Below are 14,443 nucleotides of genomic sequence, written 5' to 3' on the forward strand. Positions count from 1 at the left end.
GGCGACCAGCACACGTTCGCCCCGACCGCCTACCACGGCGGATACGGCGGCGCGCGCGTCGATCATGGGCTCGACCCGGCCGGAAAGCAGCGTCTCGCCGCCGCCTCCACCCATGATCGAGACGACCCCGATCCCGGCCGCGCTGATCTGGGCGTCGCTCAGAGCGAGCGTTCCTTCGGGCGCGCCTGCTTCCTCTTCGGCATGGTCGCCTTCGGCGGGCACGGCGGCCGGCGATGGGGCTCTACTGACGGTGAACCAGACGCCGCCGGCGGCGATGATCACGACAGCGGCCCCGGCCATCAGCCAGGTCCTGTTGAGTTTCGAGGGGCGCTTCATTGTGACGTTCCAAACGCGGCGCGGCCTTGCAGGCGCGCGAGGTCGATTTCAGCCCGGACCCGCGCAAGGCGGGCGTCCACGGCGGCGTTGCGGGCGGAGATGAGGGCGGCGCGGGACGATCGCAGCTCCAGTTGGGAGATGCGCCCGGCCTCGAAGCCGATGCGCGAAAGCCGATAAGCCTCCTCGCCGGCGGTGACCCCGGCGTCGGCTGCCGAGACCCGACTGGCCGAGGCCCGAAGACGCGCCTGGGCCGCATTTCGGTCCGCCTCAGCGTCCTGGCGAGCGCTCATCAGCCGGGCGCTGGCGGCCCGGAAATCGGCCTGGGCCGCCTCGATGTTCCCCCGGTTCCTGTCGAACAGCGGCAGGGGCAGGCTCAACCCGAACGTCAGAGCCGTTGCGTCCTCCGCCTCGTATCGACGGACTCCGACGGAAGCCGTGACGTCCGGCGCGGCGCGCACCCGCTCGACAGCGATGCGGCTCTCCGCCGCCGCGCGTTCTGCCTCCGCGACCCGCACCTGCGGTGTCGCCGACGCCGGTGTCTCGGCGCTCGTCGGCGTGCGGTCGATCAAGCTGGTCTCGATCGAGGTCAGCGGCGTGATCGACATGGCGACGGCGGTCAGACGGGCGAAGGCGGCGTCGCGTTCGGCCCCGGCTTCGTCGCCGGCGGCGCGGGCGGCGGCGGCCTCCGTTTCTCCCTGGATGCCCCGGAGCATTGGCTCGCGACCCTCCTCAACCAGGATGAGGGCAGCGCGCGCGTCGGCGATCGTGACGGCAAGCGCCTCTTCCGCGAGATCGTAGCGGCGTTGCGCGGCTTCGGCCTCGGCGTAGACAAGCGCAAGACGCGCGGCGGCTTCGACCGTCGCCTGGTCTCGTCGGAGAGACGCCGTGGCGGCGTCGGCGCGCGCCGCACCGACGCGGGCGCTGCGACGGCCCCACAGTTCTAGGTCCTGACTGAACGACAGGGTCGTCTCGGCCTTGTCGTAGCCGCTGAAGGGGCTGCTGCCGAAAGCGTTCTCGGCTTCAAGACTAAGCGTCGGATTAGGTGGCACCCGCGCTTGGTGGACACGCGCCTCGGCCGCGTCCAACAGGGCGTCAGCTTCGACGGCGGAGGGCGTAAGCCCGATCTGGGCGAGCAAGGTTTCGAACGCGGGGGCGGGGTCAGCCCAGGTCGGGCCGGCGAGAAGGGCCGCAAAGGCGGCCCACGCGCAGCCTACCGCGAAACGCGGCGGCCGGCGATGAAGGGATGTCATGTTTCATTTTCCAGAGAGAGGACGAGGGCGTGCGCTGGTCAGCGCGAGCGTCGTGTCAGCCTCTGGGAGGGCGTTCCAGACCGTCTGGCGCGTAGGACACGCGCAGGTCATCCAGCGGGAAGGCGTGGTCGGCACGAAGATCGGCGGCCTTGGTCGCCGTCGTCAGGTCGGGCGTGACGACGGAGCCGGAGTGATGGCAGTGACCATGCGAGCAAGCGCCGTGCATCGGTTGCTGGCCTTGATCGCGATTGTCATCGACGTCACCCGCCAGGATCTGGTGTGCGGACGGCAGTTCGACGCCGCACTCGGCGGCCTCGACGATCGGCGCCAGAGCGAACATGGCGACGATCAGCGCGAAGAGCGCCGCCATCCACCGGGTTCTCGTCATCACGGACGCCATCGTCGCCGCCTAGCAGATTTCACTGTCTATCGCCATCAGGCAGTCAAATTGACCGACCCTTGGGGTCGATCGCAGCGCCAGATACTCAAGGGCTGCCGCTCAACCAGGGGCCTGAGCGACCAAGATTCATGCTCAGAGGGTTGGGGGGCGCAGACCCCCATTGGGTGCGCTTCTGTTACGGCGACGGTCTCACAGGTCGGTAGGCATTCGTTTTTACAACGGTCAGAAATCAAATCACTGATAATAAAAGAATTTTCTTCGGACTACGAATCTGGGGGGCGGGCGTTCGAATCGCTCCGGGTGCGCCATTTTCTGATTAATAACAGAAACTTGCTTGTCCTATTGGGGCAGCTAACGCGTGGTCGATCTGTAACGACACGCACGCTGCTGGCTTAGTGCATTGAAATTACATGAATATCCGGAATTTTTCACTCTCGCGCTCTCGCGCTGGGTTCTTGCCGCTTGACTCTCGACATCGAAAAAGGGGCATATTGGAGAACATAACAGGAACATTTGGTGCCTTCGACCTTTCAGATTGAGCAGTTGAAATCCCGTCTAGCCAAGCTGTCTCGGCATGAGACCGTGAGCGAGCCGGGCCGGTTCACGCTCGGGATGGACCGTGTTGATGCGTATCTGGACCCCGGACCTTGCCTCTTCTGCCTGCACGACGTTCATGCCGAAACCGCTGCCGATGCTGTGGCCGCCAACGCTTTTGCGCTGGGTCTTGCGTCACGTGCCACACGAGACCGGCCTCTGGTCTGGGTGTTCCAGAACCTTGCGTCGCAGGAGGCGGGCGGCTTGCATGGTTCGGGGCTGCACGAATGGGGCTTGCGGCCAGAAACCGTGCTGATCGTACGGGTGCGCGATGCTGCGGCCCTGCTGGCGGCGGGCGAGGAAGCGCTGAAGAGCGGAGCGGTCGGCGCGGTCCTAATGAGTGGTTGGGGCGAGGCGAAGGTCATGACCTTGACTGCCAGTCGGCGTCTGGCCTTGGCGGCCCGACGGGGAGGCAGCACAGCCTTTGTGGTGCGAGCGGCAGCGCCCACCACGCCCAGCGCCGCCGAGACCCGCTGGTCCGTGCGGGCAGCCCTGTCGACCGGGCTGGAGGCAGACGCACCGGGGCGACCGGCCTTCGTCGCCGCCCTAACCCGCAGTCGACAGGGGGCGGCGCCGACCGAATGGACGCTGGAGTGGGATCGTGACAACCACGCCTTCTGCGAGCCCGCGTCGGTACCTGGCCGTCTGGTTCCCATTCCTGTCGTCGGATCGGTTGCGACGCGAGGTATCGCGTCGAGGCTCCGCCGAGCCGGCTAACACAGGGTCTGAAGCTACCCCTGCCGTAGCGCTGGTCGAGAAGGTGCGGGGCGCATTGCGGCTGGCAGCGCTGAATCCGGAGGCGTGCGCTCTGGGCCTGACGCGCGGTATGACGCTGGCCGATGCCCAGGCGCGGACGCCCGACCTGAAGACGGTCGTGCATCGCCCAAACGCCGATCGGGCTCTGCTGGCCCAGGTGGTGGATGATTTCGGCCGGTTTACGCCGATGGTGGCTACCGATGGTGACGACACCCTGATCCTAGACGTCACGGGCTGCACGCATTTGTTCGGTGATGAAGCGGGACTGATCCATGCGATCGAGGCTCGCGCGGGGCGGATTGGTCTGGCCGTGCGCACGGCGCTGGCTGGCACGCCCCAAGCCGCGCGAGCCCTGGTGCGGTTCGGTCGCGGCGGGACGATCACGACCGGTCAGGATCGGATGGTGGTGCGCTCACTGCCGATCACGGCGCTGGAATTGGGTGCCAAGGACCATCAGGCCCTGACGCGAGCGGGTCTGCGTACTCTCGGCGATCTGGACGACCGCCCGACCGCGCCGCTGGCCGCCCGGTTCGGGCCCGATCTGCCGGTGCGGTTGGCGCGTATCCTAGGACAGGAGGATGTCCGGATCACGCCGCTAAGGCCGCCTGCGCCCTGCATCGTCGATCGCATCCTGTTCGAGCCTATCACCGAGACGACCGATGTCATGGCGGTGATCGACGACCTGCTGACCGAGGCCATGGCCTGGTTGGATCAGCGAAGGCTGGGCGGCCGGGCTTTCGAGGTCGCCTTCTTCCGCGTCGATGGCGCGACACGGCGGATCACTGTTCGGACAGGATGGGCTACACGCGACGCAGCGAGCGTGATGCTGTTGTTCAAGGAACGGCTGGCGGCCTTGGCCAGTCCGTTGGATGCGGGCTTCGGGTTCGACCAACTGCGCCTGTCGGTCCCTGTGACCCAGGTCCTGGCGCCGACACAGGCGGGATTCGAGGGCGAGCCCACAGGCGCCGAAGACCTAGACCGGTTGATTGACCGTCTGACGGCGCGTCTGGGGCCAGAGGCGGTCGGTCGGTTCGAGCCGGTGGAGTCGCATCTGCCTGAACGTGCGGCGCGTCTGGTATGGGCTGGGCGTCGTCAGGGCGAAACCGCCTGGCCTGCTCGCGATCCTGAATCCCCACCCCTTCGCCCGTTGCAGATGTTCGATCCACCCCAGCCGATCGAAACCATAGCCCTGGCTCCCGATGGGCCCCCAGCGCTTTTCCGTTGGCGGAGAGTCACGCATCAGGTTGCGCGCGCCGAAGGCCCTGAGCGTATCGGCGACGAGTGGTGGCGTCGGTCCGGACATCGAGCCCGGGATTACTACCGCGTCGAGGACCATGAGGGGCGGCGGTTCTGGCTATTTCGGGCGGGCTTCTATGGTGAGGAGCCCGAACCGCGCTGGTATATCCACGGGCTGTTCGCATGACCGACGGCAACTCTCCGCCCGCTTATGCGGAACTGGCGGCGGCCAGCAATTTCTCGTTTCTGCGTGGAGCCTCGCATCCCAAGTCGCTGGTGTTGAGCGCGATCCTGCGCGGCCATACCGGTCTGGGTCTGGCGGATCGCAACACGGTGGCGGGTGTCGTTCGGGCCTGGAGCGCATTGAACACCCTACGCGTAGAGGGATTGTCGCCGCCGGAGAAAGTCCGTGATGGTGGCGGGCCGGGAGAGACAGGTTTCGTCGAAGACCTGATGAACGATCCGGCCCTGTCTGACATGGTCGAGGCGCGGGCACAGGATTTTCGCCTGCTGACCGGCGCCCGTCTGGCTTTCAACGACGGCACGCCGGACATCATCGCCTATGCCGAGGATCGCGCGGGATGGGGCCGTTTGACCCGACTGCTGACGCTGGGCAACCGTCGGGCCGTTAAGGGGCAATGCGAGATCGGCATAAGCGACCTGCTGGGCGATCCCGAGGGTCTGTTGCTGATCGTCATACCCGAGCGACATCTGGAGGCCCTTCCCCCTCTTTTGTCTCGGCTGGAAGCGGCCGCGCCCGGTTCGGTCTGGCTGTCGGCGGCGATGCTGCGACAGGGCGACGACCGGCGCCGGCTGACCCGGCTGAAGGCGATCGCTAATGTCGCCGATGTGCCCCTGCTGGCGATCAACGACGTTCTTTATCACGACCCATCGGAGCGCGATCTTCAGGATGTCCTGACCTGTATACGCGAGGGCGTGACGATCGAGGCGGCGGGGCGGCGGCTGTTGGCCAATGCGGAACGCCATCTGAAGCCGCCGGCTGAGATGGCCCGGCTGTTTGCGGATGCGCCCGAGGCCCTGGAACAGACGCAACTTCTGCTGGACCGCGCCCGGTTCGACCTGAAAGACCTGACCTACAACTATCCGCAGGAGCCCACGCCGCCCGGCTGGTCGTCACAGGCCTATCTGGAAGACCTGACCTGGCGGCATGCCCAGATCCGTTATCCCGGAGGAGTGTCTGCCAAGGTCACGGATTTGCTGAACAAGGAACTGGCCTTCATTCAGATCCAGGGTTTCGCACCCTATTTCCTGACCATCCACGACATCGTCCGGGTGGCGAACTCGAAGGGGATACTGTGTCAGGGCAGGGGATCGGCGGCGAACTCGGCGGTCTGTTATGTGCTGGGCATCACTTGCGTCGACCCGGCCGAGAACGATCTTTTGTTCGAACGCTTCCTGTCCGACCACCGGGGCGAGCCGCCCGACATCGACGTGGATTTCGAGCACGAGCGTCGCGAAGAGATCATCCAGCATATCTATGATCGCTACGGCCGCCACCGCGCGGGGATCGCCGCGACCGTCATCCGCTATCGCCCCAAGAGCGCCATTCGCGAGGTCGGCAAGGTGCTGGGCCTGACCGAGGATGTCACGGCCCGGCTGGCCGCCAGCCAATGGGGTAGTTGGGGCGCGGAGATCGGTGATTGTCATGTCGAGCAGGCCGGGTTGGACCCCGCCAACCCGATGATTGGGCGGGCGGTTGCGATGGCGTCGCGTCTGCTGGGCTTTCCGCGTCATCTGTCGCAGCACGTCGGCGGCTTCATCCTGACTCAGGACCGGCTGGACGAACTCGTCCCCATCGGTAATGCGGCCATGCCGGATCGAACCTTCATCGAATGGGACAAGGACGACATCGACGATCTGAGGTTGATGAAGGTCGATGTGCTGGCGCTGGGGATGCTGACCTGTATCCGAAAGGCGCTGAACTTGATGCACGCTCACGACGACGCAGCCTACGAATTGCACACCGTTCCCAACGAACAGGCCGATGTCTACGACATGCTGTGTAAGGGCGACTCGATCGGCGTTTTTCAGGTCGAGAGCCGGGCACAGATCAACATGCTGCCCCGGCTGAAGCCGCGCACCTTCTACGATCTCGTGATCCAGGTCGCGATCGTGCGGCCCGGCCCGATCCAGGGAGACATGGTCCATCCTTATCTGAGGCGACGGGCAAAGCTGGAAGAACCGGAGTACTCAAAACCCGCGCCGCCCCATGACCCCGACGAACTGAAAAAGGTGCTGCACAAGACGCTGGGGGTGCCGCTTTTTCAGGAACAGGCGATGAAGGTCGCCATGGTCGCCGCCGAGTTCACGCCAAAGGAGGCCAACGGTCTACGTAAGGCCATGGGCACCTTTCGAGGCGACGGCACACTGTGGAAATATGAGGGCCGGATGGTCAATCGAATGGTTGAGCGCGGCTATGAACGTGACTTTGCCCAGCGGTGTTTCGACCAGATCAAGGGCTTCGGCTCCTATGGCTTTCCCGAGAGCCACGCCGCCAGTTTCGGCAAACTGGTCTACATCTCGTCCTTTATCAAATGCCGATACCCCGCCGCCTTCGCCTGTGCCCTGCTGAACTCCCAGCCGATGGGCTTCTATGCCCCGGCCCAGATCGTGCGCGATGCTCAGGAGCACGGCGTTGAAATCCGGCCCATCGACGTCAATCTGAGCGACTGGGACAACACGCTGGAGGGGCCGCCCGGATTGCTGGCGCTGCGGCTGGGCTTTCGTCAGATTGATGGGTTCCGCGAAGAATGGGCCAAGGCATTGGTCGTCGCACGCAGCAGATCGTTCGAAGGCGTCGAGGCCCTGGCCGGTCGCGCGAGCCTGCCGGGTTCTGCGATGCGCAAACTGGCCGACGCCGATGCGTTTCGCTCGATCGGCATGGATCGACGCGAGGCCCTATGGGCCGTGCGCCGCCTTCCCGACGATGCGCCCTTGCCGCTGTTTGCCGCCGCCGATGCCCGTGAACTGGGCGAAGAGGATGACGCCCGCCTACCTCGAATGGCTTTGGGCGAACACGTCGCAGCCGATTACCAGACCACGCGCTTGTCGCTGAAGGCCCATCCCATGGCGATCCTGCGCCCGATCTTCGCGGCAGAAAACACTCTGACGTGTGCCGAACTGGAGACGAGACGAAGCGGCGCCAAGGTTCGCACAGCCGGCGTCGTCCTGGTCCGGCAACGCCCCGGCAAAGGCAATGCCATCTTCATCACGCTGGAGGACGAGACTGGCGTCACCAACCTGGTGCTATGGGCGCGGATGTTCGAGGAATACCGTCGCGTGGTCATGGCGGCTCGGTTGATGGGCGTGGAGGGTGTGGTCGAGAAAAGCCCGGAGGGTGTCGTGCATCTTATGACGCACAGGGTGTTCGATCGCTCCGCTGAACTGGACCGGTTATCCGACGCGAACACAACAGAAATCACTCCCAGCCGTGCCGATGAGATCATCCGGCCTCAATATCCTCGTGAAACCGTTCATACCCATCCCAGGAATGCGCGGATATTGCCGGGATCGCGGGACTTCCATTGATTACGTCAAGCCGAAGGGCGGCTTGATAAGCCATAGGAGCATCCTCACGCTTAAATTTGTAGCTCATTGAAGATCACACCCGCTCCAAGGCCGGCCGTTACAGCCAAGAAGAAATAATCTTCTGAAGTTAATACTTATTTCTCCAGACTACGAATCTGGGGGTCGGGCGTTCGAATCGCTCCGGGTGCGCCATTTCCCCACAAATCTATCATTCGGGTAGATGGGCCGCGCTGCGAGTCCAGCCGACGGGCTGGCTGTAATACTGCCGGCAGCCGAATCCAGGTCTCTGATTTAGACGACATGCCCGGTTATAGGGTCCGAGACTCGTGAAGGGGCGTGATTCACGAGGACCGCATCCGGCGCCCCCAGCGACCACGACAGCTCAGGTCGGCGGGGCGTAGCGCCGCCGTCTGCATCGAACCTGCATGGCGCCTGCGCTGACAATCCATCGACGGCGCAACCGTTCTCGATGGCCATGGCGGAGAAGCATTTCCCGAAAGGGAGGCCCCATGCTTCACATACCCGTTCTGCCTCGATCATCATTCTGGCTCAGGGTCGCCGTCGGCGCCGCCCTGGTCGGCCTCGCCGACCTGCTGTTCTTCGCCCATGCCCCCGGTACCAGTCTTGGCCTGTTCGCCTTCGCGGTCCTGGGGGGCGCGCTCCTGGGTCGGAAAGACCTGCTGCAAGACCGTCGAGGCCGGGGCTTCGTCCTGGCCGGCGTCGCCTTCGCCCTGGTTCTGGCGGACCGGCCTGGGCTGCTGGCCTGGGCTCTGTTCGGGGTCTCGATCAGCCTCGGGGCGTTGTCGAGCCGGGCGGGGCCGAACGAGACGGCGTGGGGCTGGGCCCAAAGACTGGCGCTCCACTGGTTTTTTGCGCTGTTTGGCCCCGTGATCGACCTGTTCAAGGTCTCGCGGCTGAGGCGCGGTCGCGGCGGAATGTCCGCTCTGAACCTGCTTGGCCTTCTCATCATGCCCGTGGTCGGCGGCGGTGTCTTCCTCGCCCTGTTCTCGGCGGCGAATCCGCTCATTTCGAATGCGCTCGCCAACCTGTCCCTGCCGTCCCTGTCGCCCCAGAACGTCCTCCGCATCCTGTTCTGGTGCGCCGTCTTCATCGGCGCTCTGGGCCTGCTGCGTCCGCGCTGGCGCAAGCCCTTGCTCGCCCTGCCTGAACGCAAGATCGGAAAGCCTTCAGCCTTCCTGACCCGCACGATCACCCTGTCCCTGATCGTCTTCAATGCGGTCTTCGCGCTCCAGAACGGCCTGGACATCGCCTTCCTGTGGAGCGGCGCGCCGCTTCCCGGCGACATGAGTCTGGCCGAATACGCCCATCGCGGCGCCTATCCCCTGATCGTCACCGCCCTGCTCGCCGGGCTGTTCGTCCTGGCGGCGCTCCAGCCGGGTTCCGACACCGCGAACAGGCCGCTGGTTCGTCGTCTGGTGGTCGTCTGGATCGCGCAGAACATGATCCTGGTCGCATCCAGCCTGCTGCGCACCGCCGACTATATCGAGGCCTACGCCCTGACCCGTTTCCGCATCGCCGCGATGATCTGGATGGGGCTGGTGGCGGTCGGCCTGATGCTGATCTGCTGGCGCATGCTGGCCGGCAAGTCGGCGCACTGGTTGATCAACGCCAACGCCGCGGCCGCGCTGATCGTGCTGGCGGTCGTCAGCGTCGTCGACCTCGGCGCCGTCGTGGCCGGCTGGAACGTGCGGCATGCCAGGGAAGTCGGAGGTCGCGGGGTCGCGCTGGACCTCGGCTATCTCCATACCCTGGGCGCGCCCGCCCTCGTCTCTCTGGTCGAGCTGGAAACGACCCTCGACGACGCCGTCCTGCGCGACCGGGTCGCCGCCGTCCGCCAGGACATCCTGCTGAACGTCCGTCGGCGACAGAGCGAATGGCGCGGCTGGACCTGGCGCGACCAGCGTCGTCTGGATCGCATCGCCGCCCTGCAACAGAAGGGCGCCTTGTCGGCGCCGGCGCCGGGCGCCCGTCACTGGAACGGGCGGCTCATCCAAAGGCCGCCGCCCACCGCGCCGGCGCCCGTCGCCGCCCCGCCGCCTGTCCCGTTGACCTCGCGGACGGAAGGCTGAACATGGCCATCATGCAAAGCACCGTTCTGGTGGTCGACGACGACCCGCACATCCGCGACCTGCTGACCTTCGCGCTCCAGAAGGCGGGTCTGGCGACGCGGGAGGCCGCCGACGGCGAGGCCGCTCTGGCCGACATCGCCCTGTGCAGGCCGAACCTCGTCGTGCTGGACATCAACATGCCCCGCATGGACGGGATCGAGGCCTGTCGCCGGATCCGCGCCCAGGGCGATCTGCCGGTCCTGTTCCTGTCGTCGCGCGATGACGAGATCGACCGCATCCTGGGCATGGAGCTGGGGGCGGACGACTATGTGACCAAGCCCTTCAGTCCGCGCGAGGTGGTGGCGCGGGTCGCCGCCATCCTGCGCCGGATCGCGCGGAGCCCGCCCCCGCCGACGCCGGGTCAGTTCGCCTTGGGGAGCCTGGGCCTGGACGCGGACGGATGGCGGGCGACGTGGCGCAATATCGAGGTGCCGCTAACGGTGACGGAGTTCAGCATCGTGCGCACCCTGGCCGATGCGCCGCGCCGAGTCTTCACGCGGGACGCTATCATCGATCGGGTCCATGGCCCAGGCTTGGCCATGACCGACCGTACGATCGACAGCCATGTCCGCAACCTGCGGGCCAAGTTTGCAGCGGTGGGCGGGGCTGACGTGATCGAGACCAGACCCGGCATCGGCTACCAGCTTGGCCCCTGCCTGGGCGCGCCCGGGGCGCCGGAGGCGTGATCGCACGCTTGCGCGCCTTCATCCGCAATCACTGGCCGGCGCTCAGGCTTCGGACCATCCTGCTGTCCGTGCTGATCTTCGCCGGCGTCCTGCCGGGGCTCAGCGCCATCTTCCTGCGGGTCTATGAGAACACCCTGGTGCGTCAGACGGAGGCGGAACTGGTCGCCCAGGCCGTCGTCCTGTCGGCCGTCGCCGCCTCGGATTGGCCCGGCGCCGTCGTGGTTCCGCCCGATCCCGCCCGGCGCGACGATCCGGGTTACTACAGGCCCGAACCCGCGACGATCGACCTGGGGTCCACGCCGGTCTTGCCGGCGCGACCCTCGCCGCGCCCCGCGGCGGCGCCTGACGCAGGGGTGGTCGGGGTCGCCGCCCGGCTTGGTCCTGTCGTCGAGCAGACCAGCCGCACCACCCTGGCCTCGATCGTCTTGCTGGATCGCAACGGGACGATCGTTCTGGGCTACGGCCAGGGCGGCGGCCTGGCCGATCTGACCGAAGTGCGCTCGGCGCTTGCGGGCGAACCGCGAACGGTCCTGCGTCGCAACGACGCCTATCGCCCGCGCTATTCCATGGAATGGCTCAGTCGCGCAGCGGGCGTTCGTATCCACCATGCGCGGCCGGTGATGGTGAATGGCCGGGTCGAGGGGGTCGTCGTGGCGTCCCGCTCGCCCCGCGCCCTGTTCAAGGGTCTGTACCAGGACCGGATCAAGATCGGGCTGGGCGTCGTCGGCACCCTGGGGGTGATCGCCCTGCTGGCGGTTCTGGTGTCGCGCGGCATCGCCCGCCCGATCGAGGCGCTCAGCCGGGCGACACGCGATGTCGCCAACGGCGGCGGCGTGCTGCCCCCCGCGCCGGCCACCGCCGCCGTCGAAATCCGAATCCTTTATGAGGACTTCGGGCGGATGGCCCAGGCCGTCGATCGCCGCTCCCGCTATCTGCGCGACTTCGCCGCCGCCGTCAGTCACGAGTTCAAGACGCCCCTGTCCGGGATTCAGGGGGCCGTCGAACTGCTGCAGGACCATGAAATGGACCCAGGTCAACGTCGGCGGTTCCTCGACAACATCGCCGCCGACGCCCGCCGCCTTTCGGCCCTTGTGACGCGCCTGCTGGATCTGGCGCGCGCCGATATGGCGCGTCCCCAAGCCGGGCTTTCGGTCGACGTCCGCCTCCCGATCACGAAGGCGGTCGACGCCAGGTCAAGCCGGCTGGCGATCTCGGTGATGTTCGGGGACGAAACGCCCAGGGTGGCCGTTCCAGCGTCTACCATCGAGATGGTGGTTTCGACGCTCCTGGAAAACAGCCGCCAGGCCGGCGCGACGGCCGTCAGCATCAGGGCGGCGGCCCTGCCCGATCGGCTTGTCGTCACCCTGGCGGACGATGGTCCAGGCGTCGCGCCGGCCGACGCCGGTCGCGTCTTCGAGCCCTTCTTCACCACGCGACGCGGGGAGGGCGGCGCCGGCCTCGGCCTGTCCATCGCCCGCGCCCTGCTGGCCGCGAACGACGCCACCCTGGATCTGCTGCCTACGACCGAGGGCGCGGTCTTCGAATTGGTCATGCCGCTCGCCGAGCAATAGGTTTGGCCGTGCGACCGGGGGCCGGAACCGGGCCGTCTTTCGCGGACACGCCTTGTACGCTGCGGATCACCAGTCCCAGTTCAGCCTCGGCCGCCATCGGCGGAGGCGGATCGAAACCCGATCATGCCCCGCTTCAGCCGCGGGGTCCGATGCGGAAGCGGCGTTGTCCGCAGGCGCCCCGTCTCGAGACAGTGACGAACGGTCCATGCCGAATTGCGACAGGCCCGCACTCATGATCACCCGGAGCCGGTCTGCCGCCACACGCTTTGAGAGCCGCCGTATTAACGCTGTCTGAACCCGGTTCGATGTCAGATCAACCGCTTGCGTAGTCCGCGTCGACCAACCCCTTACCGCCTATGATTAATTTGTGTTAGTCATTGTAATGGATGGGTTTTTGCAATGAGCCGGTTTGCCCGATGTTGGGCCTTCTGGAGAAATCTCGTGACCACCAAGATCCTCATCATCACCGCCGTTCTCGGCGTCGCGACGGCCGGCGCCGCCCATGCTCAAAGCATCGGATCAGGCCAGTCGAACAATGCATCCGTCCGCTCGCAGCTGAACGCCACGATCACCGACGTGAACAATTCGGTTTCCGTCACCTCCGCCGCCATTTCCAACAGCGTGACCATCGACGGCGGCACGGCGGTGTCCCTGAACAACAATCAGAACGCCTGGGGCGGCGCGTCGTCCCAGCTGAACGCGACCATCGGCGATGTCTCCAAGGACGTCTCGGCGACGTCGGCGGCCATCGCCAACTCGGCGACGATCAAGACCTCCGACTGGGGCGGGGCGATCACCAACACCCAGGTCGCCTATAACGACCCCTCGGCCACGCTGAACTCCACCATAAGCGACGTGTCGGGCACGGTTTCGGCGACGGCGGCGGCCATCAGCAACTCCGCCACCATCGACTCGCGGCTGGGGTCCCTGAACTCGTCGCAGACCAATACAGCCGGGGTTTCCGCCATCGCCACCACGACCGTGCGTGACGTCTCGGGCGCCGTCACCAACACGGCGGCGGCCATTGGCAACAGCTTGACCGTGACCGGCTTCTGAATGGACAGGCCGGCGTCCCCGCGAAGGCGGCGTCGGCCCTTTCCGCCGCTTCACCCCGCTCTCCTTCCCGCTGAGATGACACACATCATGACCAAGACGCCGCTCTTGCCGCTCGTAATCCTGACCCTGTCCGGTCTCTCCGGGCGGGCCATCGCGCAATCCTCGACCGAGTCCGCCGGGGCGGCTTCGATGGAGGCCGGCTATGGCCGTTCCGGCGCCGTTGCGACCCAGACCTTCAACCCTGTCACGCGCGACGCCAACGGCAATCGGCTGGTCGTCAACGGCGTCATCGTGAACAGTCAGGCCGGCACGAGCGTCAGCTACGCCAGCACAGGGTCGAACACGCAGTCGGGCGCCGCCTATTTCGACAGCGGCGCGGCGGCGCTGGGCGATACGAGCAGCGCGACGGCCGTGGGCAACCTGGTTAACGTCTCCATCATCGGCCACGGCAACACCGTGGTGCTGAACAGCCGCCAGACCAACAGCGGCGACGTCAGCGCCAATGTGCGGAAGTCCGGCTCATGAGGCGGGCGGCGATCACGGGGATCGCGCTCGGCCTGGGCGCCAGGGCCGCGACGGCGGAATCTTCGGGCGGGATGAATCCGGGCGCGATCCGCGGCGCCCCCGCCACGGCCAATCCGTCTCCCTATTCCGCCGCCCTGACCTGCCTGTCGCGGCGGGGCCGCTGGATCGGCGGGGCCCCGCCCCGGGACTCGGGGGGGCGGATTTCCGACCTGAAGGGCCGGGGCGATCTTCATAACGGCCCCCACGGCTCGCCGGGCGCCCCGCTTGTTTCCCTCACCGCCCCTGCCCGCTCCCGCGCGCCCGTGGGCGAACGGCTCGACCACACCCCCCCCCCGGACAGAAATAACAATACAGG

At 66.4% G+C, this 14,443-nt stretch carries 10 protein-coding genes, 1 tRNA gene and 2 pseudogenes; 10 read left to right on the plus strand and 3 right to left on the minus strand.

Annotated elements, in window-relative coordinates; all coding sequences use genetic code 11:
- The 3 genes and pseudogenes from ER13_RS11660 to ER13_RS11670 form a co-directional block, all read right to left on the minus strand.
- Nucleotides 1-336, minus strand: a pseudogene (locus tag ER13_RS11660) (efflux RND transporter periplasmic adaptor subunit); the annotation flags it as partial.
- Nucleotides 333-1,586, minus strand: a complete 1,254-nt coding sequence (locus ER13_RS11665) for a TolC family protein (protein WP_035309437.1) — start codon at nt 1,584-1,586, stop codon at nt 333-335. The pseudogene ER13_RS11660 and the gene ER13_RS11665, both read right to left, overlap by 4 nt.
- Nucleotides 1,587-1,641: 55 nt before the next feature.
- Complete coding sequence (locus ER13_RS11670) at nt 1,642-1,974, minus strand: hypothetical protein (RefSeq protein ID WP_035309448.1); 333 nt, start codon at nt 1,972-1,974, stop codon at nt 1,642-1,644.
- A 215-nt stretch (nt 1,975-2,189) separates the two neighbouring features.
- On the opposite strand from ER13_RS11670, the gene ER13_RS18460 reads away from it, so the two are divergent.
- The 10 genes and pseudogenes from ER13_RS18460 to ER13_RS19030 all read left to right on the plus strand — a co-directional run.
- A tRNA-OTHER gene (locus ER13_RS18460) sits at nt 2,190-2,294 on the plus strand.
- Nucleotides 2,295-2,502: 208 nt separating this feature from the next.
- Nucleotides 2,503-3,297, plus strand: coding sequence for a hypothetical protein (locus ER13_RS18465; RefSeq protein WP_155988146.1), 795 nt, complete (start codon nt 2,503-2,505; stop codon nt 3,295-3,297).
- A gap of 31 nt (nt 3,298-3,328) precedes the next feature.
- The gene (locus tag ER13_RS11680; protein ID WP_197019780.1) at nt 3,329-4,759 is read left to right on the plus strand and encodes a DNA polymerase Y family protein; all 1,431 of its coding nucleotides are present in this window, start codon (nt 3,329-3,331) and stop codon (nt 4,757-4,759) included.
- Entirely contained in the window at nt 4,756-8,121 is a 3,366-nt protein-coding gene (locus ER13_RS11685) for an error-prone DNA polymerase (RefSeq protein WP_008262477.1), read from the plus strand. Before ER13_RS11680 ends, ER13_RS11685 begins: the two co-directional genes overlap by 4 nt.
- A 509-nt stretch (nt 8,122-8,630) precedes the next feature.
- Nucleotides 8,631-10,211 (plus strand): DUF4153 domain-containing protein, encoded by a 1,581-nt coding sequence (locus tag ER13_RS11690; RefSeq protein WP_052005061.1) that lies wholly within the window; start codon nt 8,631-8,633, stop codon nt 10,209-10,211.
- A 2-nt stretch (nt 10,212-10,213) separates the two neighbouring features.
- Entirely contained in the window at nt 10,214-10,936 is a 723-nt protein-coding gene (locus ER13_RS11695) for a response regulator transcription factor (protein ID WP_081836220.1), read from the plus strand.
- A complete protein-coding gene (locus tag ER13_RS11700) occupies nt 10,933-12,507 on the plus strand; it encodes a HAMP domain-containing sensor histidine kinase (RefSeq protein WP_035309441.1) in 1,575 nt (524 codons plus the stop codon). The genes ER13_RS11695 and ER13_RS11700 overlap by 4 nt, the downstream gene beginning before the upstream one ends.
- A gap of 441 nt (nt 12,508-12,948) precedes the next feature.
- Nucleotides 12,949-13,563 carry a hypothetical protein gene (locus ER13_RS11705; protein WP_035309444.1) on the plus strand — a complete coding sequence of 205 codons (615 nt, stop codon included), beginning with the start codon at nt 12,949-12,951 and terminating at the stop codon, nt 13,561-13,563.
- Nucleotides 13,564-13,650: 87 nt separating this feature from the next.
- The gene (gene hfaA / locus ER13_RS11710; protein ID WP_052005063.1) at nt 13,651-14,088 is read left to right on the plus strand and encodes a holdfast anchoring protein HfaA; all 438 of its coding nucleotides are present in this window, start codon (nt 13,651-13,653) and stop codon (nt 14,086-14,088) included.
- Nucleotides 14,085-14,443: pseudogene (locus ER13_RS19030) on the plus strand (curli assembly protein CsgG); the annotation flags it as partial. The gene hfaA and the pseudogene ER13_RS19030, both read left to right, overlap by 4 nt.

The sequence above is a fragment of the Brevundimonas sp. EAKA genome (genome assembly GCF_000698025.1).
GTDB classification, from domain to species: Bacteria; Pseudomonadota; Alphaproteobacteria; order Caulobacterales; family Caulobacteraceae; genus Brevundimonas; species Brevundimonas mediterranea_A.